Annotated in this window: 23 protein-coding genes; 14 read left to right on the top strand and 9 right to left on the bottom strand. The window is 68.1% G+C overall.

Annotated features, from left to right (window positions below; all coding sequences use genetic code 11):
* The first annotated feature begins 9 nt into the window (after positions 1-9).
* From HUS56_RS06080 to HUS56_RS06070, 3 genes are all read left to right on the top strand, one after another.
* Positions 10-1,284 carry an aspartate kinase gene (locus tag HUS56_RS06080; RefSeq protein WP_173922482.1) on the top strand — a complete coding sequence of 425 codons (1,275 nt, stop codon included), beginning with the start codon at positions 10-12 and terminating at the stop codon, positions 1,282-1,284.
* Positions 1,285-1,482: 198 nt separating this feature from the next.
* Complete coding sequence (locus HUS56_RS06075) at positions 1,483-2,541, top strand: aspartate-semialdehyde dehydrogenase (protein WP_173922481.1); 1,059 nt, start codon at positions 1,483-1,485, stop codon at positions 2,539-2,541.
* Between the two features lie 250 nt (positions 2,542-2,791).
* Entirely contained in the window at positions 2,792-3,442 is a 651-nt protein-coding gene (locus HUS56_RS06070; protein ID WP_217423945.1) for an SGNH/GDSL hydrolase family protein, read from the top strand.
* 12 nt (positions 3,443-3,454) lie between these two features.
* Here HUS56_RS06070 and HUS56_RS06065 read toward each other — a convergent pair whose 3' ends face one another.
* Positions 3,455-4,081, bottom strand: coding sequence for a MerR family transcriptional regulator (locus HUS56_RS06065; protein WP_173922480.1), 627 nt, complete (start codon positions 4,079-4,081; stop codon positions 3,455-3,457).
* Positions 4,082-4,169: 88 nt separating this feature from the next.
* Here HUS56_RS06065 and HUS56_RS06060 point away from each other — a divergent pair, with 88 nt between their 5' ends.
* The 8 genes from HUS56_RS06060 (at position 4,170) to HUS56_RS06025 (ending at position 13,163) form a co-directional block, all read left to right on the top strand.
* Positions 4,170-4,586 (top strand): hypothetical protein, encoded by a 417-nt coding sequence (locus tag HUS56_RS06060; protein WP_173922479.1) that lies wholly within the window; start codon positions 4,170-4,172, stop codon positions 4,584-4,586.
* Positions 4,587-4,618: 32 nt separating this feature from the next.
* Complete coding sequence (locus tag HUS56_RS06055; RefSeq protein ID WP_173922478.1) at positions 4,619-5,089, top strand: VOC family protein; 471 nt, start codon at positions 4,619-4,621, stop codon at positions 5,087-5,089.
* 112 nt (positions 5,090-5,201) lie between these two features.
* A complete protein-coding gene (locus tag HUS56_RS06050) occupies positions 5,202-6,683 on the top strand; it encodes a malate:quinone oxidoreductase (RefSeq protein WP_256368783.1) in 1,482 nt (493 codons plus the stop codon).
* A gap of 503 nt (positions 6,684-7,186) precedes the next feature.
* Positions 7,187-7,840 (top strand): GntR family transcriptional regulator, encoded by a 654-nt coding sequence (locus HUS56_RS06045; RefSeq protein WP_173922477.1) that lies wholly within the window; start codon positions 7,187-7,189, stop codon positions 7,838-7,840.
* Positions 7,837-9,363, top strand: coding sequence for an MmgE/PrpD family protein (locus tag HUS56_RS06040; protein ID WP_173922476.1), 1,527 nt, complete (start codon positions 7,837-7,839; stop codon positions 9,361-9,363). Before HUS56_RS06045 ends, HUS56_RS06040 begins: the two co-directional genes overlap by 4 nt.
* Before the next feature lie 252 nt (positions 9,364-9,615).
* Complete coding sequence (gene prpB / locus HUS56_RS06035; RefSeq protein WP_173922475.1) at positions 9,616-10,515, top strand: methylisocitrate lyase; 900 nt, start codon at positions 9,616-9,618, stop codon at positions 10,513-10,515.
* 246 nt (positions 10,516-10,761) lie between these two features.
* Positions 10,762-11,955, top strand: coding sequence for a bifunctional 2-methylcitrate synthase/citrate synthase (locus tag HUS56_RS06030; RefSeq protein WP_173922474.1), 1,194 nt, complete (start codon positions 10,762-10,764; stop codon positions 11,953-11,955).
* Positions 11,955-13,163, top strand: coding sequence for a thiolase family protein (locus tag HUS56_RS06025; protein ID WP_173922473.1), 1,209 nt, complete (start codon positions 11,955-11,957; stop codon positions 13,161-13,163). The genes HUS56_RS06030 and HUS56_RS06025 overlap by 1 nt, the downstream gene beginning before the upstream one ends.
* Before the next feature lie 102 nt (positions 13,164-13,265).
* On the opposite strand, the gene HUS56_RS06020 is transcribed toward HUS56_RS06025, so the two are convergent.
* The 5 genes from HUS56_RS06020 to HUS56_RS06000 form a co-directional block, all read right to left on the bottom strand.
* Entirely contained in the window at positions 13,266-13,427 is a 162-nt protein-coding gene (locus tag HUS56_RS06020; RefSeq protein ID WP_173922472.1) for a hypothetical protein, read from the bottom strand.
* A 2-nt stretch (positions 13,428-13,429) separates the two neighbouring features.
* A complete protein-coding gene (locus HUS56_RS06015) occupies positions 13,430-15,025 on the bottom strand; it encodes an NAD(P)/FAD-dependent oxidoreductase (RefSeq protein WP_173922471.1) in 1,596 nt (531 codons plus the stop codon).
* 178 nt (positions 15,026-15,203) lie between these two features.
* On the bottom strand, positions 15,204-16,064 hold the full coding sequence (locus HUS56_RS06010; RefSeq protein WP_173922470.1) for an amidohydrolase family protein: 861 nt from the start codon (positions 16,062-16,064) through the stop codon (positions 15,204-15,206).
* Positions 16,065-16,074: 10 nt separating this feature from the next.
* Positions 16,075-16,899 carry a FadR/GntR family transcriptional regulator gene (locus HUS56_RS06005; RefSeq protein WP_173922469.1) on the bottom strand — a complete coding sequence of 275 codons (825 nt, stop codon included), beginning with the start codon at positions 16,897-16,899 and terminating at the stop codon, positions 16,075-16,077.
* Positions 16,900-16,981: 82 nt separating this feature from the next.
* A complete protein-coding gene (locus tag HUS56_RS06000; RefSeq protein ID WP_173922468.1) occupies positions 16,982-18,004 on the bottom strand; it encodes an LLM class flavin-dependent oxidoreductase in 1,023 nt (340 codons plus the stop codon).
* An 89-nt stretch (positions 18,005-18,093) separates the two neighbouring features.
* Between HUS56_RS06000 and HUS56_RS05995 the strand changes: the two genes are divergently transcribed.
* From HUS56_RS05995 to HUS56_RS05985, 3 genes are read left to right on the top strand one after another with little or no spacing between them, the layout of a single operon-like run.
* A complete protein-coding gene (locus HUS56_RS05995; RefSeq protein WP_173922467.1) occupies positions 18,094-18,525 on the top strand; it encodes an SRPBCC family protein in 432 nt (143 codons plus the stop codon).
* Positions 18,522-19,412 carry a TIGR03619 family F420-dependent LLM class oxidoreductase gene (locus tag HUS56_RS05990; protein WP_173922466.1) on the top strand — a complete coding sequence of 297 codons (891 nt, stop codon included), beginning with the start codon at positions 18,522-18,524 and terminating at the stop codon, positions 19,410-19,412. The genes HUS56_RS05995 and HUS56_RS05990 overlap by 4 nt, the downstream gene beginning before the upstream one ends.
* Complete coding sequence (locus HUS56_RS05985) at positions 19,409-20,134, top strand: metal-dependent hydrolase (protein WP_173922465.1); 726 nt, start codon at positions 19,409-19,411, stop codon at positions 20,132-20,134. The genes HUS56_RS05990 and HUS56_RS05985 overlap by 4 nt, the downstream gene beginning before the upstream one ends.
* On the opposite strand, the gene HUS56_RS05980 is transcribed toward HUS56_RS05985, so the two are convergent.
* Genes HUS56_RS05980 through HUS56_RS05970 form a run of 3 tightly spaced genes read right to left on the bottom strand, consistent with a single transcriptional unit; the run spans position 20,112 to position 22,827 of the window.
* Positions 20,112-20,951: a hypothetical protein gene (locus HUS56_RS05980; RefSeq protein ID WP_173922464.1), complete on the bottom strand. Its 840-nt coding sequence runs from the start codon at positions 20,949-20,951 to the stop codon at positions 20,112-20,114. The genes HUS56_RS05985 and HUS56_RS05980 overlap by 23 nt on opposite strands.
* On the bottom strand, positions 20,948-21,802 hold the full coding sequence (locus tag HUS56_RS05975) for a sugar phosphate isomerase/epimerase (RefSeq protein WP_173922463.1): 855 nt from the start codon (positions 21,800-21,802) through the stop codon (positions 20,948-20,950). Before HUS56_RS05975 ends, HUS56_RS05980 begins: the two co-directional genes overlap by 4 nt.
* Entirely contained in the window at positions 21,799-22,827 is a 1,029-nt protein-coding gene (locus HUS56_RS05970) for a D-2-hydroxyacid dehydrogenase family protein (RefSeq protein ID WP_173922462.1), read from the bottom strand. The genes HUS56_RS05975 and HUS56_RS05970 overlap by 4 nt, the downstream gene beginning before the upstream one ends.
* Between the last annotated feature and the right edge of the window lie 45 nt (positions 22,828-22,872).

Genomic DNA, 22,872 nt, shown 5'->3' with positions numbered 1-22,872 from the left:
AGTCCCCAGTTGAGCCTGATCGTGCAGAAGTTCGGCGGGTCGTCGGTGTCCGACGCTGAGAGCATCAAGCGGGTCGCCAAGCGCATCGTCGAGACACGCCAGGCCGGCAACGATGTCGTCGTCGCGGTCTCCGCGATGGGCGACACGACCGACGAACTGCTCGACCTCGCGCACGAGGTCACTCCGATCCCGGCGCCCCGCGAGCTCGACATGCTGTTGACATCGGGCGAGCGCATCTCGATGGCGCTGCTCGCGATGGCGATCAAGAGCATGGGCCACGAGGCGCGTTCGTTCACCGGCAGCCAGGCCGGCATGATCACGGATGCCACGCACGGCGCCGCCCGCATCGTCGAGGTCACCCCGGTGCGACTCCGTGAGGCGCTCGACGACGGCGCGATCGTGATCGTCGCCGGGTTCCAGGGATTCAGCCGCGAATCGCGCGACATCACCACGCTCGGGCGCGGCGGCAGCGACACCACGGCCGTCGCCCTCGCCGCGGCGCTCGACGCCGACGTCTGCGAGATCTACAGCGACGTCGACGGCGTGTTCACCGCCGATCCACGCATCGTGAAGAGGGCACGCAAGCTCGATCGCATCACCAGTGAGGAGATGCTCGAGCTCGCGGCATCCGGAGCCAAGGTCCTGCACATCAGGGCGGTCGAGTTCGCCCGGCGTCACGGCGTGACCCTGCACGTGCGATCGTCGTTCAACAACAACGAGGGGACCATCGTCTACGACCCCTCGAGTCTTCCCGAAGGAGCTGCTGTGGAAGAGTCCGTCATCGCCGGCGTCGCGGTCGACCTGTCCGAGGCGAAGATCACGGTCGTCGGCGTCCCCGACGTGCCGGGCGTCGCCGCGGCCATCTTCAGGATCGTCGCCAAGACCAACGCGAACGTCGACATGATCGTGCAGAACGTGTCGGCGGCGTCGACCGGTCGTACCGACATCTCGTTCACGGTGCCGATGTCCGACGGTCAGCGCGCCCTCACGGCGCTCTCGCACGAGCAGGACGCGATCGGGTTCACGTCGCTGCAGTACGACGACCAGATCGGCAAGCTCTCGCTCGTCGGCAACGCGATGCGCTCGGCGACCGGCGTCTCGGCGACCCTGTTCGAGGCCCTGTACAACGCCGGCATCAACATCGAGATGATCTCGACGAGCGAGATCCGCATCTCGGTCGTGACGCGCGCCGACAGCGTGCACGCCGCCGCGGCCGCCGTGCACACGGCGTTCGAGCTCGACGGCGACGAGGACGCGGTCGTGCACGCGGGCACGGGCCGCTGACGCGAACGGATGCCGCGGCATCCGTCATCCGACGCGGCGCGCCCGCGACATCCGGTCGAAATGTAGGACATTTCGGCCTTCGTAGGACGCAGATGCGTCGAAGCGTCCTACAAACTCAGGAACGTCCTACAAACTGGAAGATGACGTACGGGCGAATCGCGGGCCCGCGGCATCCGCCCGAGAAGTGAGGAACTGAGCATGGCAGGCAATGGAGTGAACATCGGCGTCGTCGGCGCGACCGGACAGGTCGGCAAGGTGGTGCGGCGCCTGCTCGAGGAGCGCGAGTTCCCGGTGGCGAGCATCCGCTACTTCGCCTCGGCACGCTCGGCCGGCGGCACCCTGCCGTGGAAGGGCGAGGACATCGTCATCGAGGATGCCGCCACCGCCGACCCGACCGGCCTCGACATCGCGATCTTCTCCGCGGGCGCCACCACCTCCAAGGCGCAGGCGCCCCGCTTCGCCGCCGCCGGCGTCACGGTCATCGACAACTCGAGCGGCTGGCGCATGGACCCCGACGTGCCGCTCGTCGTGAGCGAGGTCAACCCGCACGCGATCGACGAGGCGCGCAAGGGCATCATCGCCAACCCGAACTGCACGACGATGGCGGCGATGCCGGTGCTGAAGGTGCTCCACGACGAGGCTGGGCTCGAGCGCCTCATGATCTCGACGTACCAGGCCGTGTCGGGCGCCGGCCTCGCGGGCGGCGAGGAGCTGCTCGAGCAGGCGCGCGCCGCGATCGAGCAGGACATGATCGGGCTCGTGCACGACGGGGCATCCGTCACCTTCCCCGAGCCGCAGAAGTTCGTGCGGCCGATCGCATTCGACGTGATCCCGCTCGCCGGCTCGATCGTCGACGACGGCGACCTCGAGACCGACGAAGAGAAGAAGCTGCGCAACGAGAGCCGCAAGATCCTCGAGCTGCCGGGCCTGCTGGTGGCGGGCACGTGCGTGCGCGTGCCGGTGTTCACCGGGCACTCGCTCTCGATCCACGCGGAGTTCGCGAACCCGATCACGCCCGAGCGGGCGACCGAGCTGCTGTCGGATGCCCCGGGCGTCGCGCTCTCGGATGTGCCCACGCCGTTGCAGGCCGCCGGCTCCGACCCGAGCTACGTCGGACGCATCCGCCAGGACCAGAGCGCGCCCGAGGGCAAGGGGCTCGTGCTGTTCGTGTCGAACGACAACCTGCGAAAGGGCGCGGCCCTGAACGCGGTGCAGATCGCGGAGCTCGTGGCCGCGAAGCTGCCGGCCGGGGTGTAGGACTCGCTGGTCGAGTAGCGCCCGCGAAGCGGACGCGTATCGAGACCTGCCGGCGCTCTCGGCGGTCGAGTAGCCTCTGGTGGTCGAGTAGCGCCCGCGAAGCGGACGCGTATCGAGACCCTGCCGGCGCTCTCGGCGGTCGAGTAGCCTCTGGTGGTCGAGTAGCGCCCGCGAAGCGGACGCGTATCGAGACCGGGGGAGGAGACTGGTGCATCGTCGCGGCATCCCGAGGCCGGTAGCAATCGCCGCCGTGGCGATCGGATGCCTTGCGCTCGTCGCCTGCACGATGCCGGTGACCTCCGCGCCCGGGCAGGCGGCCTCGCCGACGCCCGGACAGGTCGTCGCGGCGTTCTACGGCGACTCCTACACGCGAGGCACGGGCGCGAGCTCGCCCGAACACCGATGGTCGAGCATCGTCGCCGCCGAGCGCGGCTGGTTCGAGTTCAACCCGAGCGTGGACGGGCTCGGATACGTCATCAACCGGGGATTCGCGCCCGGCGGCGACCTCGTCGACCAGATCGTCGACCACGAACCCCCGCCCGACGTGGTGATCGTCACGATGGGCCTGAACGACGCGTTCCACGCGCCGGAGGAGGCCGACGACCTCGAGCCCGCAATCAGGGCCGACCTCGAGCGGTTGCGAGCCGAGCTTCCCGACGCCCGGCTCATCGTCGTCGAGCCGTTCTGGCACCAGCACGAGCGGCTCGCGTCGCTCGATCGCCTCATCGGCATGGTCGAGGATGCCGCAGCCGACGTCGACGCCGATTACATCTCGGGTGCCTCTCGGTGGCTTCAGGGGCATCCGGAATGGATGTCGGCCGACGCGGTGCACCCGAACGACGACGGCTACGCCGAGATCGCTCGCCGCATGGACGCGGAGCTCGAGCGGCTCGGGCTCTGACCTGCGCCGCGCCTAGGCACCCAGATCGCGGCGCGACGCGACGTCCTGGTGCGCGAGCCGCCGCAGCGCCAGCAGCACGGGCTCGTAGAGCGCGGTGCCGAGCACCGTGTACTCCACCGCCGCGTTCGGCTCTGGCGGCATCCGCTCGAGGTCGTAGACCGCCATCTCGCGGAGGTGCCGGCCGTACTCGAGCAACCGGTCGTCGCTGATCGGCATGCCCGCAGCATCGACCGCCTCGAGCGCGGCCTCGAGCTGGGCGACCGCCGCGAAGCTCGGGTCGTACACCTGCCCGAGCGCCTCGAGGGCGGCGCGCGCACGCGGGAACGGGTCGGGGTCGTCGTCGGATGCCGCGCGCGTGTCGACCGTCGGCGGCAGGGCGCCGACCGCCCGACCGAGGGTGGCGTAGAGGTCGTCACCGGGGTCGTCGATGAGGCCGAGGATCATGCGCGTCTGCTGCACGCTCAGGCCGACGGGTCCGGTGAGCGCGCGGATCACTCGCAGCCGCCGCAGGTGGGAGTCGTCGTACGTGGCCTGCGTCGCCGACGTCGCGACGCCGGGATGCAGCAGGCCCTCGCGCAGGTAGAACTTCACGGTCGCGATGGGCAGGCCGGCTTCGGCGGCGAGTGCGGAGATGCGCATACGCTCTGACTCCCTTGCATTGGATACTGCGACTCTCTAATATTAGAGAGTATCACTATCCAATCATGAGTCCCTGAAAGGACGACCAATGCCCGCGCAAGACCTCATCCTCATCGGCATCCTGCTGCTCGCGCTGGTCACCGTCGAGAGCGGCGGCTACTTCCTCACCCGCGTGGTGCGGGGGCACGTGCCGGCGAATCGCCTGCAGACGAGCTTCTTCCGCGCGGGTCACGCGCACGCGGCGGTGCTGCTCGTGCTGTCGATCGCGATCCTCGGCGTCATCGACCACTCCGCGCTCGACGGATTCTGGCTCTGGTTCGCGCGAGTCGGCGTGCCGATCGCGGCGATCCTCATGCCCGCGGGGTTCTTCCTCTCGGTGATCGGCAAGGATCCGCAGCGCCCCAATCGGCTCATCATGCTGCTGTGGGCGGGAGCGATCGTGCTGACGGCCTCGCTCATCACCGCCGGCGTCGGCCTCATCGCCGGGGGAGTGGCGGCCCTCTGATGCCTGTCGGCGGCGCGCTCTACACTCGCCGCATGCCCATCGCACAACGCTTCACCCTCGTGACGCTCGGCGTCGCCGATGTGGCGGCCGCCACGCAGTTCTACCGCCGCCTCGGCTGGCGCCAATCGACGCACTCCGTCGAGGGGACGACGTTCTTCACGACACCAGGCCCGGTCATCGCCCTCTGGTCGAGTGCCGAGCTCGCCGTCGACGCCGGCGTCGCCGAGCAGACGGATGCCGCACCGCCGGCTCCGCCCTTCCGCGGCGTCGCGCTCGCCATCAACTTCGACTCCCGTGACGAGGTCGATCGTGCGCTCGCCGACTGGCGCGAGGCCGGCGGGCGCATCACGAAGCCCGCCGAAGAGACTGAATGGGGCGGCTACAGCGGGTACGGCGCCGATCCCGACGGCAACCTGTGGGAGTTCGCCCACAACCCGTTCTGGCCGCTCGACGAGCGGGGCATGCCGCAGCTCGACGGCGGCGAGGTCGAAGAGCGGCGGTAACGAGCGGGCGGATGTCGCGGCATCCGTTGCACTCGCCGGCACGGCCGCGCGATGCTACCCGCGCGATGGCACCCGCGCGAGGCCACCATGACGACTCACCTAGACTGAAATCGTGACTTCAGAGGAATCCGTCGACGTCGTGCTCATCGGCGGGGGCATCATGAGCGCCACGCTCGGCTCCTTGATCTCGCGGTTGCAGCCCGACTGGAGCATTCGCGTCTACGAGCGTCTCGGCGAGGTCGCGCAGGAGTCGTCGAACGCGTGGAACAATGCCGGCACCGGTCACGCCGCCCTCTGCGAGCTGAACTACATGCCCGAGGCAGCTGACGGCACCGTCGACGCGACGAAGGCCGTGCAGATCAACGAGCAGTTCCAGATCAGTCGGCAGTACTGGGCCTACCTCGTCGCCACTGGTGCCCTGCCCGAACCGCACAACTTCATCAACTCCACCCCGCACATGACGTTCGTGCAGGGCGAGGCGAACATCGAATACCTGCGCAAGCGGGTCGCGGCCCTGAAAGACGAGCCGCTGTTCCCCGACATGGAGTACACCGAAGACCTCGAGCGCATCGCCGAGTGGACTCCGATGCTGGCGAAGAAGCGCAATCCCAACCAGAAGGTGGCCGCGACCCGCGTCGAGTCGGGCACCGACGTCGACTTCGGGGCGCTCACGAAGTACCTCTTCGAAGACCTCGAGCGTCGCGGGGCATCCGTGCTGACGAACCACCAGGTGACGTGGCTTCGCCGGCGCAAGAAAGACGGAACGTGGCGGCTCCGTGTGCGGCACACCGTCGGCCAGACGCCCAAGGTCGTCAACGCGAAGTTCGTGTTCGTGGGCGCCGGAGGCGGCGCCCTCGCGCTGCTGCAGCACTCGGGGATTCCCGAGATCAAGGGGATCGGCGGCTTCCCGATCTCGGGGCAGTTCCTGCGCACGACGAACCCGAAGATCGTGTCCCAGCACCAGGCGAAGGTCTACGGCAAGGCCGCGGTCGGCGCCCCGCCCATGTCGGTGCCCCACCTCGACACGCGTGTGGTCAACGGTGAGACCGCGCTGCTGTTCGGCCCGTACGCCGGGTTCACGCCGAAGTTCCTGAAGATGAGCACGTGGTTGGACCTGCCGGGCTCGATCCGCTTCCACAACATCGGCACGATGATCCAGGTCGGCCTGCGCAACTTCGACCTGGTGAAGTACCTGGTCTCAGAGGTGCTCGCGTCGCGGGCCAAGAAGATGAAGGCGCTTCGCGAGTTCATGCCCACCGCCAAAGATCGCGACTGGGAGCTCATCACCGCCGGCCAGCGCGTGCAGGTCATGAAGCGCGACCCCGAGAAGGGCGGCGTGCTGCAGTTCGGCACCGAGGTGATCACGGGTGCCGACGGCACGATCGCCGGGCTCCTGGGTGCCTCGCCGGGCGCGTCCACGGCCGCGCCGATCATGCTCGACGTGCTCGCGCGCTGCTTCCCCGACCGCCTCCCGGAGTGGGAGCCGCAGCTCCGCCAGATGATCCCGAGCTACGGCACGAAGCTCTCGCTCGACGCGGCGACGGCGTCGGCGTCGCTCGCCGACACCGCGAAGCAGCTCGAACTCACCGCGTAGTCGCGGCGTCCGCTCGTACCGTTCGGGCCGCGGCGCCCCCGCGCGGTCGCATCCGCGCGCATTCGAGATCGGAATTCTGCGCGGTCGCGATGCCGCACGTATGCACGATCTGCCGGGTTCGCCACCTCGGCGAACTCCCGCCGACTCGAGCGAGACCGAGAACCTGTGCTCCCCCCGGACTCCTGAAAACAAGGACACGGGAGAGCGAAACAAGCGGACGGGAGAGTGAAACGAGGACACGCGAGATCGAACAAGGATGCCGGGGAGCGAAACGGGGACACGGGAGAGCGATACAAGGAAGCAGAAAGCGTCCTTGTTTTCAGGAGTCCATCGGCCGGTACACCCACTTCGAGCGACCGGACCCCCGCGGCAACTCCTGAGCACGGCGCTGGGGCGGTCTCGCGGGAACTGAGTTTGTATACGAACAGGGCTTCTCATTTCCCATCTCGCGGTCGAGCGCGGATTTGTGTATACACTAGCTGAAGATGAACGGAGGTAGACGCATGCGGGCAAGCGATCGCGCGTACGCGACGCTCCTCGATGAGATCCAGTCGGGCGCGCTCGCGCCGGGCACGGTGCTGGGGGAGGTCGAGCAGTCGACCCGTCTCGGCGTGAGCCGAACCCCGCTCCGCGAAGCGCTGGGCCGATTGGCCGCCGACGGGCTCGTCGTGCAGCAGTCGCCGCGCGTCACCGTCGTGAGCGACCTCGACGCCGGCGACATCCGGGAGCTGTTCGAGGTTCGCCGCGCGCTCGAGGAGACGGCGGCCCGGCTGGCGGCAGCCCGTGCGGATGCCGCCACCTTCGCGGCGATCGCCGACGAGTTCGCGAAGGCGAACCTCTCTGGGGCAGAGGGACTCGACGCGTACTACGCCCTCATCGCACGGTTCGACGCGATGCTCGACGCCTCCGTCGACAACGACTACCTCATCGCGGCGCTGCGCACGATCCGCACCCACCTGGTGCGGGTCCGCCGGCTCGCTCGCGACAATCCCGACCGGCTCGCGGCATCCGTCGCCGAACACCGCGTCATCGCGTCGGCCATCGCCGCGCGCGACGCCGAACTCGCCGCCCACGCCACGCACGTCCACCTCCACAATGCACTGACGAGCATCCTCACCTCGCTCGAGGGCTCACACACCGAACAGGGAGCAGCATGACCATCACGCACGACCTCCGAGTCCACCGCAGCGAAGAAGACCTGCAGCGCGAAGGGCAGCTCGCCTGGCGCATCGCCGAGGTCGCCGCCGACCCGGTCGAGGTCGAGGCCGAGGTCGTCGACATGATCATCAACCGCGTCATCGACAACGCGGCGGTGGCTGCGGCATCCCTCACCCGTGCCCCCGTGAGCGCCGCGCGTCAGCAGGCCCTCGACCACGCGGTCTCGGTCGGCGGCGCTGGCGCGACGATCTTCGGCACCGCACTCGAGCGCCGCAGCAGCCCCGAGTGGGCGGCCTGGGCGAACGGCGTGGCGGTGCGCGAGCTCGACTACCACGACACGTTCCTCGCGGCCGACTACTCGCACCCGGGCGACAACATCCCGCCGATCCTGGCGGTTGCGCAGCACGTCGGCGCCGACGGCCGCGCGCTCGTGCGCGGCATCGCGACGGGCTACGAGATCCAGATCGACCTCGTGAAGGCGATCTGCCTGCACAAGCACAAGATCGACCACGTCGCACACCTCGGGCCGAGCGCGGCCGCGGGCATCGGCACGCTGCTCGGACTCGACGTCGAGACGATCTACCAGGCGGTCGGACAGGCCCTGCACACGACGACCGCGACGCGACAGAGCCGCAAGGGCGAGATCTCGACGTGGAAGGCGCACGCCCCCGCATTCGCCGGGAAGATGGCCGTCGAGGCCGTCGACCGGGCCATGCGCGGCGAGACGAGCCCGTCGCCGATCTACGAGGGTGAAGACGGCTTCATCGCGTGGCTGCTCGATGGTCCGGATGCTTCGTACGCCGTGCCGCTGCCGGCGCCGGGCGAGGCCAAGCGCGGCATCCTCGACTCGTACACCAAGGAGCACTCGGCCGAGTACCAGGCCCAGGCGTGGATCGACCTGGCCCGCAAGCTGCACAATGAGCGACCGGATGCCGCGGACCCGGCGAACATCGAATCGATCGTGCTGCACACGAGTCACCACACGCACTACGTGATCGGGTCGGGCGCGAACGATCCGCAGAAGTACGACCCCGCGGCATCCCGCGAGACGCTCGACCACTCGATCCCGTACATCTTCGCGGTCGCGCTGCAGGACGGCGGATGGCACCACGTGAAGTCGTACGCGCCCGAGCGCGCCAACCGCCCCGACACGGTCGAGCTGTGGCAGAAGGTCACGACCGCCGAAGACGACGAGTGGACGCGCCGCTACCACTCGGACGACCCGAACGAGAAGGCGTTCGGCGGGCGCGTGGTCATCACCTTCACCGACGGCACCGAGCTCGTCGACGAGATCGCCGTGGCCGACGCGCACCCGCTCGGGGCCCGGCCCTTCGCTCGCGAGGATTACGTGCGCAAGTTCCGCATCCTCGCCGAGCCGGTGCTGAGCCCCGAGGAGATCGAGCGGTTCCTCGGCCTCGCCCAGCGCCTGCCCGAGCTCACCGCCGACGAGGTTCGCGAGCTCTCGATCGTGGCCCAGCGGGGCGTGCTCACCGACGCCCCGGCGCCGAAGGGACTGTTCTGATGTGCAGCTGCTGGTCGAGTAGCCGCGAAGCGGCGTACGGCTGCTGGTCGAGTAGCCGCGAAGCGGCGTACGGCTGCTGGTCGAGTAGCCGCGAAGCGGCGTATCGAGACCGGGTGACCGACGAGCCAACCGGTGGTCGAGTAGCCGCGAAGCGGCGTATCGAGACCGGGTGACCTGATGCCAACCGGTGGTCGAGTAGCCGCGAAGCGGCGTATCGAGACCGGGTGACCGACGAGAGAAGGAGATTCGCAGATGCTGTATTCGCAGACCCCGGCCGCCGAGAAGCGGCGCCTGTTCCGCGAGCGACTCGCGACGGGCGAGCTGCTGCGGTTCCCGGGCGCGTTCAATCCGCTCTCGGCGCGGCTCATCGAGCGCAAGGGCTTCGAGGGGGTGTACATCTCGGGTGCCGTGCTTTCGGCCGACCTCGGGCTGCCCGACATCGGCCTGACGACGCTCACCGAGGTCGCCGGACGCGGCCAGCAGATCGCGCGGATGACCGAGCTGCCCGCGATCATCGACGCCGACACCGGGTTCGGCGAGCCGATGAACGTGGCCCGCACGATTCAGACGCTCGAGGATGCCGGGCTCGCCGGCACCCACATCGAGGACCAGATCAACCCCAAGCGCTGCGGCCACCTCGACGGCAAGGCCGTGGTCGATCAGGACACCGCGATCAAGCGCATCCGGGCGGCCGTCGACGCGCGACGCGACCGGAACTTCCTGATCATGGCGCGCACCGACATCGCCGCGGTCGACGGGTTGGGCGCCGCGGTCGACCGGGCCAAGGCACTCGTGGATGCTGGTGCCGACGCGATCTTCCCCGAGGCGATGCGGTCGCTCGAGGAGTTCGCGGCGATCCGGGCGGCGGTCGACGTGCCGCTGCTCGCGAACATGACCGAGTTCGGCAAGAGCGAGCTGTTCACCGCGCAGCAGCTGGCCGACGTGGGCATGAACATCGTCATCTGGCCGGTGTCACTGCTTCGCATCGCGATGGGCGCCGCGGGCCGGGCGCTCGACGAGCTGACGGATGCCGGTACGCTCACGCGTCTGCTTCCCGAGATGCAGCACCGCGCCGACCTCTACGACCTCATCGACTACGAGGACTACAACCACTTCGACACGAGCGTCTTCAACTTCGAGATCGCCCGCTGACGCCCGGTGCGCTGATCGAGTAGCGCCGCCGCAGGCGACGCGTATCGAGATCCCCCCGGTGATCGAGTAGGCAGCGCAGCAGCCCCGGTGCGGTGATCGAGTAGCGCCGCCGCAGGCGACGCGTATCGAGATCCCCCCGGTGATCGAGTAGGCAGCGCAGCAGCCCCGGTGATCGAGTAGGCAGCGAAGCGGCCGTATCGAGATCCCCGCCCCCGCGGCATCCCGAACCAAGCAAAGGAGCACACCATGACCGACACGATCGAGATCAGGAAGGGCCTGGCCGGCGTCACCGTCGATCACACCGCGGTGTCGAAGGTCAACCCCGAGACCAACTCGCTGCTCTACCGCGGCTATCCGGTGCAGGAGCTCGCGGCGACGCAGCCGTTCGAGGCGGTCGCGTACCTGCTCTGGCACGGCGAGCTGCCCGATGCCTCGCAGCTCGCGGAGCTTCGCGAGACCGAGCGGTCGCACCGCGCTCTCGCGCCCGAGGTGCGCGCCGCGATCGACCTCGTACCGCTGGACGCGCACCCGATGGACGAGGTCCGCACCGCGGTGAGCCACATCGGCTCGAGCGACCTGGCCGGCAACGGCTCGGTGCTCGACGCGAGCGGCAGCGCCGAGGAGAACCTCGCGCGCAGCATCCGACTCTTCGCCGCCCTGCCCGCGATCGTGGCGTACGGCCAGCGCCGTCGCCGCGGACTCCAGCCGGTCGAGCCGCGGGATGACCTGGACTACTCGGCGAACTTCCTCTGGATGACGTTCGGCGAGGAGGCCGACCCGGTCGTCGTCGACGCGTTCAACCGCTCGATGATCCTGTACGCCGAGCACTCGTTCAACGCCTCGACGTTCACCGCGCGCGTCATTACCTCGACCCTGAGCGACCTGTACTCGGCGGTGGTCGGCGCGATCGGAGCGCTGAAGGGACCGCTGCACGGTGGCGCGAACGAGGCGGTGCTGCACATCTTCGACGAGATCGGATCGGCCGACGAGGTCGTGCCGTGGCTCGACGCCGCGCTCGCCTCCAAGCGCAAGATCATGGGATTCGGCCACCGCGTGTACAAGCGCGGCGACTCGCGCGTGCCGACGATGAAGGCCGCGCTCGACACCCTGGTCGCACACTACGACCGGCCCGACGTGCTCGCGCTCTACGACCGCCTCGAGGCGGAGTTCGTGTCGCGCAAGGGCATCTATCCGAACCTCGACTACCCGTCGGGACCGGCGTACAACCTGATCGGGTTCGACACGCTGACGTTCACCCCGCTGTTCGTGGCGTCGCGCGTGACCGGATGGACCGCGCACATCATGGAGCAGGCGGCATCGAACGCGCTGATCCGCCCGCTGTCGGCCTACAACGGGCCCGATGAGCGGCACATCGAGGGGTATGTTCCGGATGCCGCGGAGCTGGTGGCTGCGGTCCGACCTGAGGAGGAGGTGGCCTGATGGCTGGGACATCCGGCGCGGTCGCCGATCGCGAGAAGGTCGTCATCGTCGCCGGCGCGCGCACGCCGATCGGGAGCTTCGGCGGGGTCTTCCGCGACACGCCGGCGCACGAGCTGGGCGCGACTGCTGCTGTCGAGGCGCTTCGTCGGGCAGGGGTCGCCGCCGACGAGATCGGCGAGGTCGTGATGGGCTGCATCGGCCAAGTCGCCGGCGACGCGTACAACGCGCGCCGAGTGGCGCTGGCCGCCGGGCTGCCGGTGCGCACGCCCGCGTTCACGGTGAACCGGCTCTGCGGCTCGGGCCTGCAGGCGATCTGGTCGGGCGCGCAGGAGCTGCTGTGGGGCGGCGTCGACGTCGTGCTCGCCGGCGGCGACGAGAACATGACGCGCATGCCGTTCTACGACTTCAACGCTCGCTTCAACGACCGCCTGGGTGACCGCACCCTCGTCGACGGCACCGTCGGGATCCTGACCGACCCGTTCTCGAACAAGCACATGGGCGTCACGGCCGAGAACGTCGCGGCGAAGTACGGGGTTTCGCGCGTCGAGCAGGACGAGTTCGCCGTCGAGAGCCAGCGACGGGCGGCGTCGGATGCCGCGAAGGTCGCGTTCGGCGAGGAGATCGTGCCGGTGACCACCGGCGGCCGCAAGCCCGAGGAGGTCTCGGTCGACCAGCACCCCAAGCCCGGGACCACTGCAGAGGTGCTGGCGGGGCTGCGTCCGGCGTTCCAGGAGGGCGGGTCGGTGACCGCGGGCAACGCCTCGGGCATCAACGATGGAGCCGCTGCGACGGTGCTGATGCGCGAGTCGGATGTGCGCGATCGCGGGCTGAAGGGACTGGTCACGATCGAGGCCGTGGCGACCGCCGGCAACGAGCCCGAGCTGATGGGCTACGCCCCGGTGTACGCGCTCGAGCGCCTCTGGAAGCAGACCGGGCTCACCGCCGCCGACGTCGACGTCATCGAGCTGAACGAGGCGTTCGCGGCGCAGGCGGTCGCCGTCATCCGCGACGCGGGGCTCGACGCTTCGAAGGTCAATCCCTACGGCGGCGCGATCGCGCTCGGCCACCCGGTCGGCGCGACCGGCGCGATCCTCACCGTGCGTGCCGCCCTCGACCTGCACCGTCGTGACCTCGAGTACGCCGTGGTGACGATGTGCATCGGCGGCGGTCAGGCGCTCGCCGCGCTGCTGCGACGCTGGGACGGGTAGCGCGACCGACGCCACGTCGGCACAAAGACGACGCCCGCATCTTCGGCCGCTGCTGCGGCGGAGATGCGGGCGTCGCTCGTTTCGGCGTGGCGCCTTCGTGCCCTACTCGGTCGTCCAGACCGAGCCGGTGTCGACAGACTGGATGATCTTCATGTTCCGCCAGGCACGACGGGCGCGAAGCGCGACCCGTGTGGCGCCGTAGACCGCGGCGACCGCGAGGCCGGTGACGGTCATCGTCTTGGTGATTCCGGTGACGGTGCTCATGTTCATACCTCGCTGGCTTGGATGATCTTCTGAAGGTCGGCGTCGGCGTGCTGAGGCGTGGTCGCGACGTCGGGCTGCTGGTACTCGCGGTCGACGGGCAGCACGATCGGCTGCTTGACGGACGACCGCACGACGCGCTTGCCCCGCCACGCGATGCGGCGCAGCAGGCGGGTGGCGAGCGCGTAGACGATCGCACCGTCCGACCACTGGGTGATGATCCGGCCGTTGGCGCTCGCGTAGTAGTTGTTCACGCCGTCGAACGACGTGCCCTTCAGCCGGTTCTGCAGGATGACGTTGTACGCCTCGGTGATGGCTTCGTCGACGTAGAGCGCCGAGTACCCGTTGCGCATCTGGTGCTTGATCGCGGCGACGACGTATCGAATCTGCTCCTCGAGGTGGGTCACGATCGCGCCACCGTTGGTGTTCGGCCCGTAGAGCATGTAGAAGTTCGGGAACGACGGCACCATGATTCCGAGGAACGCCTTGTCGTCTCCGGCCCAGGTGGTATGCAGGTCGATCCCATTGTGGCCTGTGACATCGAACGTCGAGGCGAACGATGACTTGAACCCCGTGGACATGACGAGCACGTCGATTTCGTGATGCGTCCCGCTCATGTCCACGAGGCCGTCGGGTGTGACGGAGTCGACCGCGTACGGAACGAGCTCGACATTGTCGCGGAGCAGTGCCGGGTAGAAGTCGTCGGTGAGGATCGGCCGCTTGCCCCCGAACGGGTACGAGGGAGTGACGAGGTTGGCGAGGTCGGGTCGTTCCGCGAACACCCGCGCGATGTACTCGCGAGCTGCGCGTTCGGATGCCGCGTTCTCGGGCGTACCCGGACGCCAGGCCGCATTGCGGTACTGGAACTTCTCTCGCTGTATGAGCATCCCCCAGCGGACGAGCTTCTGCGCGATGGGGTCGTTCAGGGCCTCACGTTCAGCCGGTCCGAAGGTCTGCGCCCCCTTGGGGAGCACCCAGCCGGGCTCGCGCTGGAAGAGCGTCACCTTGCCGGCGATGGGTGCGATGTTGGGAACGACCTGCACGGCCGTCGATCCGGTGCCGACGACGGCCACCCGCTTTCCGGTCAGGTCGACCGAGGAGTCCCACCGCGACGTGTGGAACTTCTCGCCTTCGAACGAGTCCAGGCCGGGCCAGGTCGGGTACCGGGGATCCGAGAGCAGGCCGACCGCGCTGATCACGATCTCGAACTCGCGCATCGAGCCGTCGCCGAACGTGACGGTGTACTGCTGCGCCTTGTCGCTCCAGTCGGCGCGTTCCACCTTCGTGTTGAGGCGAACATGGCCCATCAAGTCGTGCTTCTCGGCGACGTACTCCATGTACTCGAGCAGCTCGGCCTGGCGAACGTGGGTGCGGCTCCAGCGGTAGGGCTCGAAGGAGTACGAGTACATGACCGAGGGGGTGTCGACCTCGGCGCCGGGGTAGCGGTTGTCCCACCAGACGCCACCGATGTTCGCCGACTTCTCGAAGATCTCGAAGGAGTGGATGCCGGCCTTCTTGAGGAGGACCCCGATGCCGATGCCGCCGAAGCCGCCGCCGATGATGGCGATACGGAGTGTGGCACGATTGCGCGAGAACTTCATTGTCTCTCCGAATTTGATATATCGAAATTGGTTACGATATGTCAACTCTAACCTGATGCGAGGGTGCAGTCAAACGGTGACGGACGCCGCGCCAGCATCCATCGGGTCTCGCTGCCCGTCGCTGCCGTGGGAGACAGAGGCAGGAAGCCCAGCCATCATTCGAACCGGGGTGCGGGACTCAGGCCGCGGAATCCGCGAAGAAGCGCTCGAGCCGGAACGCACGTATCGCATTCTCGGCGAGGAACTTCTGCCGCACCTCGTCGGTCAGGTTCAGGTCGTCGACCTGGCGGAGCGGTCGCTCGAAGTCGAGCAGCGGCCAATCGCTCGCGTAGATGCAACGGTCTTGGCCGTACCGCGACAGGAACTTCACGAACTCGGGCTCGAAGTGCTTGGGAAGCCGGGCGGATGTGTCGATGAACACGTTCTCGTGCTTCCACGCGACATGGATCATCTCCTCGGCCCAAGGCGTGCCGACGTGCCCGCACACGATGGTGAGGTCTGGAAAATCGAGTGCGACCTCATCGATATGGAGCGGCTGACCCGACCGGGAGGGATAGTACGGGCCGGTTCCGCCCACCTGTGTCTGCACCGCGAGACCGAGCTCCTCGCACTTGGCGTAGAGCGGATAGAACCATCGATGCGTCGGATCGGCCCAATGGTAGAACGGCTCGAGTTTCAGCGCACAGATCGGGTAGTCGCGCACGAGTGACTCCAACTCGCGGACCGCCTTCATGATGCCATCAGTGGGGTCGACCGATACCACGCCGATCAGTCGATCGGGCCAGCGGTCGAGACACTCGAGCACGACGGAGTTGGGCATGACCGGGCCACCCGAAACGAGCGCGAGATCGACGGGAGAGGCATCCAGCTCGTCCATCATCACCTCGAGCGGAATGCCGTGCATGGCACGCGACTCGCCGTACCGCTTGAAGACGTTCGCGGTGCGCCACGGAAGCCCCTCGACGATCTCCTTCGTCCATGGCTGGATCCACGCGTCGACGACCTTCGGTCGGCGGGGGATGGGTCTTCCGCTGCTCACCTCGTGACCGTCACCGGCCATTCTGCTGCGAACCCAGGATGTTCGAGCGCACCGAGCTCGCCTGGATCACTCGGTCTTCGATCCTGGAGAGGATCACCTTCTGCGTCGAGCGGATGTGCCGGCGCGAGAAATCCTCGGCGCCGAGGCCGTCTCCGGCTTCGATCAGGTCGACGAGCTTGCTGTGCGCGTTGGTCGTCGCCACTCGACGGTCGTGGTCGGGATAGGCGCCTTCGGCGGTCAGGTCCTGCGCCCACGCCTCCTCCTGCGCGTCCCACAGGGCGACCAGGCCGCCGACGATCATCTTCGTCGGCTCGTTGCCGCACAGGTCGACGACGGCCGTGTGGAAGCTGCGGGCGGCTCGGGTGAAGGGCACGCCGTTGGCGTCTTCCTCACCTCGTGCGGTGTCGAGGATGGCGCGAAGTCGGGGAACGATCTCTTTGCCGCGCTTCGGGTTCTCGGCGCAGAGCCGCGCGCAGACCGGCTCGAGCGTCGCGACCGCCGTCGCCAGCTCGTGCACCCGGATACCCGTCGACTGCAGAGCGAGTCCGAGGGTGTAGCCGAAGCGCGCCTCGCCGGGTTGTTGAACGATGGCGCCGCCGACGTTCCCGCGTCGAACGACGACGAGGCCCTCAGTCTCGAGGATCCGGAGGGCTTCACGCAGCGAGGGATGGCTGATGCCGTACTCCTCGCGCAGCTGGTCCTGCTTGGGAAGCGCGCCGTCGGGGAAGTCGCCGCGCAGGATTCGCCGCCGCAACTCGGCGGCGACGGTCTCGGCGACCCGCACCTGCTGAATGCCCGCTCCGCGGGAGGCAGTCGGGCTGCTCAGGCTGGACATTGGGTTGCTCCTCTGCGACGCATCGTTTCCATTCGTGCCATTATCGCCACAATTTGGCGAGAACGTCGGATTCGCACACGCTTCACTGAAGATTCCCCCGCGCCTCGACCAGCTGGAAGGCGGGCAACACCTCGTGAGCGAATCGCTGCAGCTGACGCTCGATCCGTTCAGTGTCGCCCGTCGACCAGTGGTGATTCACCACGAGGGCATCGATCTCGACCTGTTGTTGGAGTTGGCGGATCTGCTCGATCACCTCGTCGGCGGTGCCGATGAGCGCACATCCCTCTGCCGCCTCTTCGAGGCTCGGCGTGCGCCCTTCGAGAATCGCGAAGTCGACGGCGGACGAGGCCAGGCCAGGTCCGAGCGCGAGCTTGCCGCGGCGATTCTCGAGGAACCCGGGGAGCCAGGGGTCCTCGAGCTCCGACCGGCTGTCGGCGATGCACACGCTGCGCTGCAGCCAGAGCCGGGCGGTTCGATCGTTGGCCTGTGCCGTTTCGGTGTAGACGTCGATCGTCGACCGGTACTCCTCGACCGTCTGCACCAGTCCTCCGAGGATTCCGTCGGCCAGGCGACCGGCACGCCGGGCGCCGACCTTCGCCTTCGTGCCGACGATGATGAGCGGCTGATCCTGAACCGGGCGCGGTTCGACGGTCACATCCTCGAAGCGGAAGTGCTTGCCCTCGTAACTCACCGTTTCGTTGCGCCATACGGCGTTCAACACCTCGAGGGCCTCGGTCATGAGGGAGCCGCGATCGTCGGGATTGCGACCCGACGCGGCGATCTCAGGCGACCGGTATCCGGCGCCGACGCCGAGTAATGCGCGACCGTTGGACACCTGGTCGAGGGTTGCGACCTGCTCTGCGATGTCGAGGGGATGGTACGCAGGAAGCACGAGCACACCCGGACCGAGCATGATCCGCTCCGTACGCGCGGCGACGGCGGCCAGCAGTGTGAAGACCGCGGAGGGATTGCCGCTGACGAACCGGTGGTGCCCGACCATGCCGATGTCGAAGCCCAGCTCGTCGAGCAGGGTGGCGCGGGCCATGACCGCAGGCGTCACATCGGGCGGTCCAGGGATCTGCAGCAGTTCACTCGCGAACTTCATCGTCTGCGCTCCATTCGGTCTTCGGGATTGAGTCCTGCGCACGTGGAGGGCAGAATACAACTGACCTTCTAAGAATAGCGAGGATTGCAGTGAATACAATCGAAGTCCGGGGCGAGGTCGCGGCGCCAGCCTCTGAAGTCTGGTCGCTTCTCGGAGACTTCGGGGGTGTCGCCTCGTGGAATCCGTTCGTCGAGAACGCCAGGATCGATGGCGACGGCATCGGGATGACGCGCACGGTCACGGCAGCCGGCGGGGCGCGCGTCATCGAGCGTCTCGACGTCCACGACGACGACGCCCGGCACATCCGCTACACCGTGGAGCTGGAGTCGGGTGCTCGCTCCATCGCCGACATCCGTCTCGAAGCCGGCCGCGACGACACCACCGCCGTCGTGTGGCAATCGATCCGCGAAGGTGCGCTCACCGACGAGCAGCAGAACTCGATCATCGCGACGCTGCGCTCCCGAATCGACGCACTCGCCGAGGCCCTGACCCGCCGCTGCACCGAGGAGCGTGCGTCGTGACGTTCGTCGGGCTCTGTCTGCCCCAGCTCGGCGACGTGGTCGACGTCGGCCTCATCCGTGACTACACGATTCGTGCCCAGGAGCTCGGGTTCGACTCGATGTGGGTGCAGGAGCACTTCCTCTTCGCAACCGACTCGAAGTCCGCGTATCCGACACAGTCGGGGGGCACGCAGCGATCCGTCTACGAGACGGTCTACTCGCCACTCGAGCTGCTCGGGGCCGTGACTGCGTGGGCACCCGGCATGGGAATCGGCACGAGCATCCTCGTTGCCGGATACCACTACCCGGCACCCCTCGCGAATCGACTGGCAACACTCGCACAGCTCTCGGGCGGACGCCTCATCGCGGGGTTCGGAGTGGGGTGGTCGAGGGAGGAGCACACCGCGGCGGGGGTTGATCCGTCGACGCGTGGCAAGCGACTCGATGAGTTCATTCCCGCGCTTCGTGCGTGCTGGGACGACGACCCGATCGCCTACCGGTCGTCGATGTTCGACATCGCACAGGGCGTCATGCGCCCGAAACCGCCGCAGCCGATCCAGCTCATGGCCGGGATGTGGTCGGAGGCCGGGCTTCGCCGCACCGCTCGGGACTTCGATCTGTGGAATCCCGGCGGCCCCGCCATGTCGCTCGACGAGGCGGAGGAGAAGCTGGCCCTCATCAACTCCTGGCGGCCCGAGGGCAAGCCGCCGGTTCGAATGGTGTACCGGCTCGCAACCGAGAATGCGGCCGGACTCAAGATCGGCGTCGGTGGCGTGATCGACTACGTCGAGGACGCGCGGCGCCGTGGCGTCGAAGGCGTGGTCATCGACACCAACTTCGATACGTCGATCAAGGATGCCGCAGGCTGGCTCGCACAGCTCGAGGAGCTGGCCGGGGCATTGGAGTGACGGCACCTCGGGAGATCACCTGGCTGGGTTCTGCGGGGCTGCGGATCGACCTCGACGACGAGCGACGGATCTACGTCGATCCCTGGCTCGATAGCCCGGCGTTTCCCCCGTCACAGCGCGAACCCGAGCGCGTCGACGCCATCCTCGTCACGCATGCGCACGTGGATCACGCCGCCAGCGCACCCGAGCTCTCGGCTCGCTACGGTGCGCCGGTTCACGCTCAGACCGAGGTGAGCGCCTGGCTCGCCTCTCAGGGTGCCATCGCGGGCCTGCCGCTCGGGATGAACCTGGGTGGCACCGTCGACGTGTGCGGACTGGACGTGACGATGGTCAGGGCCGACCACACGTCGTCAGCCGAGGGCCGTGCGATCGGGACGGCGTGCGGGTTCGTGCTGGAGTGGGGGAGCGGCGAGAGCATCTACATCGCCGGCGACACGGACATGTTCTCGGACATGCGGCTCATTGCCGAGATCTACCGCCCCGCGTTGGCGGTGCTGCCGATCGGCGGAGTGATGACCATGGGTCCCCGGCAGGCGGCCGTCGCCTTCGAGCTCCTCGGGCGCCCGGCCGTGCTCCCGTATCACTGGGGTTCGCCGGTGCTTCCGGGAACGCCCGACGAGCTGCGGGCGACCCTCGGGACCGAGTTCGCCGAACGGATCCTGGCGGTCGCACCAGGCGAGAGCGTGTCTTGGACCGACGTCAGCCGCCCTGTGGACGGATGACGTCGACGTAGGTGTCCGTCCCCATGAGACTGGGAATGAAGGGGGCGAGCAGCGTCAATTCCCCTCCACCATCGGCGACCTCTTCACCGACTCGCGCGAACTGCTCCGCCCAGTGCACCGATGGGTTCTCGTCCAGAAACCACAGCACGGTCAGGCGGCCTCCGTTGCCGGCGACCCGCGCAAGTCCTGCGAGCACATCGGGTCGAAGTCGCGGGTCGGGTGGGTTCGTACGGAAGACCATGGCGGACGTTGCAGGCCCACCACGATTCACTCGAGGCGGGAGGTACTCGTCCAGGAGCCACCGCTCGAGTGCGGGGCGTTCGTCCGCGTTGGGTGCGTCAACGAGCCCGAGTACGAGACCTGGTGCTGGATCCATGAGAGCGAAGATGTCGCGAGCCACGCGCGCATCGCGGTACACCGTGCCCGCGTGATCCGTGAACGAGGTGTACACGTGGTCCCGCTCGGTGAAGATGCGGCCCTCTTCGCCGAGTCGTGCGTTCATGGCGGCGAGCCAATCCGTCGCCTCGCCGAGCCTGCCGGGTGCGATCCAATACGTCGTGAGATACGAGCCGTCCTGGACGTCGTCGGTGACGGGCGTCCGGGCCGGATACCGCAAGGCGGCGAGATCTCGCGTCGCCGTCCACCGTCGGCCGGCGAACACCCAGGGGCAGTACAGGCCACCAGCCCAGAAGTGGTCGTCCTCGTACCAGCGGTTGTACGCTCGCTCGCGACCGCGGCGCGGTGCAACGAGCGTGATCAGCGCGTGACCGACGCCGACGTCGACCGGGCCCATGAGCGCCGCTGGTGCATCGCTCATGCCACGTCGGCCCGTGAAGACGCATGAGTGATGACATCGTCCGCGGCGTTCAGGCACACGCCCGCGTAGGCGGCGGAACCGATCCTGCGCACGCGTTCGTGATCGGGAGCTTCGACCATGAGCACGAGCTCTGCGTCGGGCGTCGCATCGTGGACGATGCGCACGATGTCGGCGACGCCGCAGGCGCCCGCTCCGGGAGGCAGGCGTCGGCCGATGCTCTCATGGCGCAGAGCGGCGGTACGCTCTTCTGGCGATGCGCCGGCGCTCACCAGTTCGTCGAAGGGCGGCCCGTCGCAGACCTGGAGCCAGATGGGGATCGTGTGTGCGACCTCAGCGAGCCGCTCGAGGTCGTCGCTCGCGCGTCTGAAGTGCAGCGTGTCCAACGTGAGCCCGCCGCCTCCCACGCGCTCGACGAGTTCAGCGACGGCGGCGACCGAATTCACCCCGAAGTAGGAGACCGGTTCCAGGTGCGGCGTGACGCCGAACTCACGCGCTTGGGCGACGAGCTCGCCGAAGCGTCGGCTCGCGGCGGTCAGGTCGGCATCGCGGTGGAACGCGCTCACACGAGTCACCCCGCATGCAGCGAGGATCGAGAGGCATTCGTCCCACGCGTCGACGGGACCCTCGAGATTCACGATGTCCGCACCGTGGAGTGCGATCCCACGCTCTTCTGCATGCTCACGGAGTCGGTACGCGCCGCCGAGCGTGAGTGTCGGCGTGTTGGTCGCGGGGTCGACGAGGCGGACGCCGACATGCGTGTATCGCGTGCCGGCAGCCAGGTCGACGAGGGCGAACGGATCGAGGTCGGGGAAGGTGAACCCTTCGAGGCCGACGCTGAGGGTGGCGGTCATCGTGATGCCTCCGACGCCCTCGCGTAGTGCCGGATCGGGATGTCCCGACCTTCGAGGAAGGCCTGCACGGCATCGGCGCTGCCCTGATACCACACGCGATAGGTCTCCTCGGTGAACCCACCGCTGTGCGGGCTGAGGATGACGTTGTCCAGCTCGGTCAGGGGATGGCCGGCCGGCAGCGGCTCCACGTCGAACACATCGAGGGCCGCACCTGCGATCCGTCGATCCCGGAGTGCCTCGATCAGCGCCGATTCGTCGACCAGCGGACCTCGCGAGGTGTTCACGAGCACCGCGGACGGTTTCATGCGAGCGATTCCCCGCGAGTCGACGATGTGCCGGGTGGCCTCGGACAGAACCAGATGGATCGTCACGACGTCGCTTCGCTCGAGCAGTTCCTCGAGCCCCACGAGCTCTGCACCGCCCTCGACCGCGTCCATCTCCGAGAGGTGCGGGCTGTGCGCGAGCACGCGCATTCCGAACTCTCGGGCGAAGCGCGCGATGTAGCGACCGGTGCCGCCGAGCCCGAGGATCCCGATCGTGCGGCCGTACAGCGTTGGAAACACGCCGGTCTGCCACTTGCCCTCGCGGATCGCCCGATCCTCCGCCACGATGCCGCGCGTCGCGGCGATGATGAGGCCCCACGTGAGCTCCGCGGTGGCAGCGCGGGCTAGCGAGCCGTTCGCGGTGGCGGCGATCTCGATGCCCCGTTGTTCCGCAGCCGCGAAATCGATCACCCGATTCGACTGCGACGTGGCCACGAAGCAGCGCAGGCGCGGCAGTCGATCCATCAGCGACGCGGTCAGGGGCAGGCGCTCGCGCATCGAGCTGATCACGTCGTACTCGGCGAGCGCCTCGACGATGGCATCCTCGTCGGTGAGTGGCTGCGAGATGAAATCGACCTCGGCCAGCGCCTTCACGGGCGACCAATCGGCAGACGCCTCGGCGATCCCGAGGTAGTCGTGGATGACGGCGACCTTGAACGGGCGCCGACCGTCATCGGCTCGTACCACCGGGGATGACTCCATCACACGACCTCCTCGTCCCGCGCGGTCACCGCTACGCCATCCTCA

Origin of the sequence: Agromyces sp. Marseille-P2726, assembly GCF_902809835.1 — a bacterium.
Taxonomy (GTDB): Bacteria; Actinomycetota; Actinomycetes; order Actinomycetales; family Microbacteriaceae; genus Agromyces.
This window is presented reverse-complemented; position numbering and strand designations above follow the sequence as displayed.

Bases quoted from the DNA above. Each gene is read 5' to 3' on its own strand.
- HUS56_RS06075 (WP_173922481.1), top strand. From the start codon at position 1,483: ATGGCAGGCAATGGAGTGAACATCGGCGTCGTCGGCGCGACCGGACAG.
- HUS56_RS06065 (WP_173922480.1), bottom strand. From the start codon at position 4,081: ATGCGCATCTCCGCACTCGCCGCCGAAGCCGGCCTGCCCATCGCGACC.
- HUS56_RS06060 (WP_173922479.1), top strand. From the start codon at position 4,170: ATGCCCGCGCAAGACCTCATCCTCATCGGCATCCTGCTGCTCGCGCTG.
- HUS56_RS06055 (WP_173922478.1), top strand. From the start codon at position 4,619: ATGCCCATCGCACAACGCTTCACCCTCGTGACGCTCGGCGTCGCCGAT.
- HUS56_RS06045 (WP_173922477.1), top strand. From the start codon at position 7,187: ATGCGGGCAAGCGATCGCGCGTACGCGACGCTCCTCGATGAGATCCAG.
- HUS56_RS06040 (WP_173922476.1), top strand. From the start codon at position 7,837: ATGACCATCACGCACGACCTCCGAGTCCACCGCAGCGAAGAAGACCTG.
- prpB (WP_173922475.1), top strand. From the start codon at position 9,616: ATGCTGTATTCGCAGACCCCGGCCGCCGAGAAGCGGCGCCTGTTCCGC.
- HUS56_RS06030 (WP_173922474.1), top strand. From the start codon at position 10,762: ATGACCGACACGATCGAGATCAGGAAGGGCCTGGCCGGCGTCACCGTC.
- HUS56_RS06025 (WP_173922473.1), top strand. From the start codon at position 11,955: ATGGCTGGGACATCCGGCGCGGTCGCCGATCGCGAGAAGGTCGTCATC.
- HUS56_RS06020 (WP_173922472.1), bottom strand. From the start codon at position 13,427: ATGAGCACCGTCACCGGAATCACCAAGACGATGACCGTCACCGGCCTC.
- HUS56_RS06015 (WP_173922471.1), bottom strand. From the start codon at position 15,025: ATGAAGTTCTCGCGCAATCGTGCCACACTCCGTATCGCCATCATCGGC.
- HUS56_RS06005 (WP_173922469.1), bottom strand. From the start codon at position 16,899: ATGTCCAGCCTGAGCAGCCCGACTGCCTCCCGCGGAGCGGGCATTCAG.
- HUS56_RS06000 (WP_173922468.1), bottom strand. From the start codon at position 18,004: ATGAAGTTCGCGAGTGAACTGCTGCAGATCCCTGGACCGCCCGATGTG.
- HUS56_RS05980 (WP_173922464.1), bottom strand. From the start codon at position 20,951: ATGAGCGATGCACCAGCGGCGCTCATGGGCCCGGTCGACGTCGGCGTC.
- HUS56_RS05975 (WP_173922463.1), bottom strand. From the start codon at position 21,802: ATGACCGCCACCCTCAGCGTCGGCCTCGAAGGGTTCACCTTCCCCGAC.
- HUS56_RS05970 (WP_173922462.1), bottom strand. From the start codon at position 22,827: ATGGAGTCATCCCCGGTGGTACGAGCCGATGACGGTCGGCGCCCGTTC.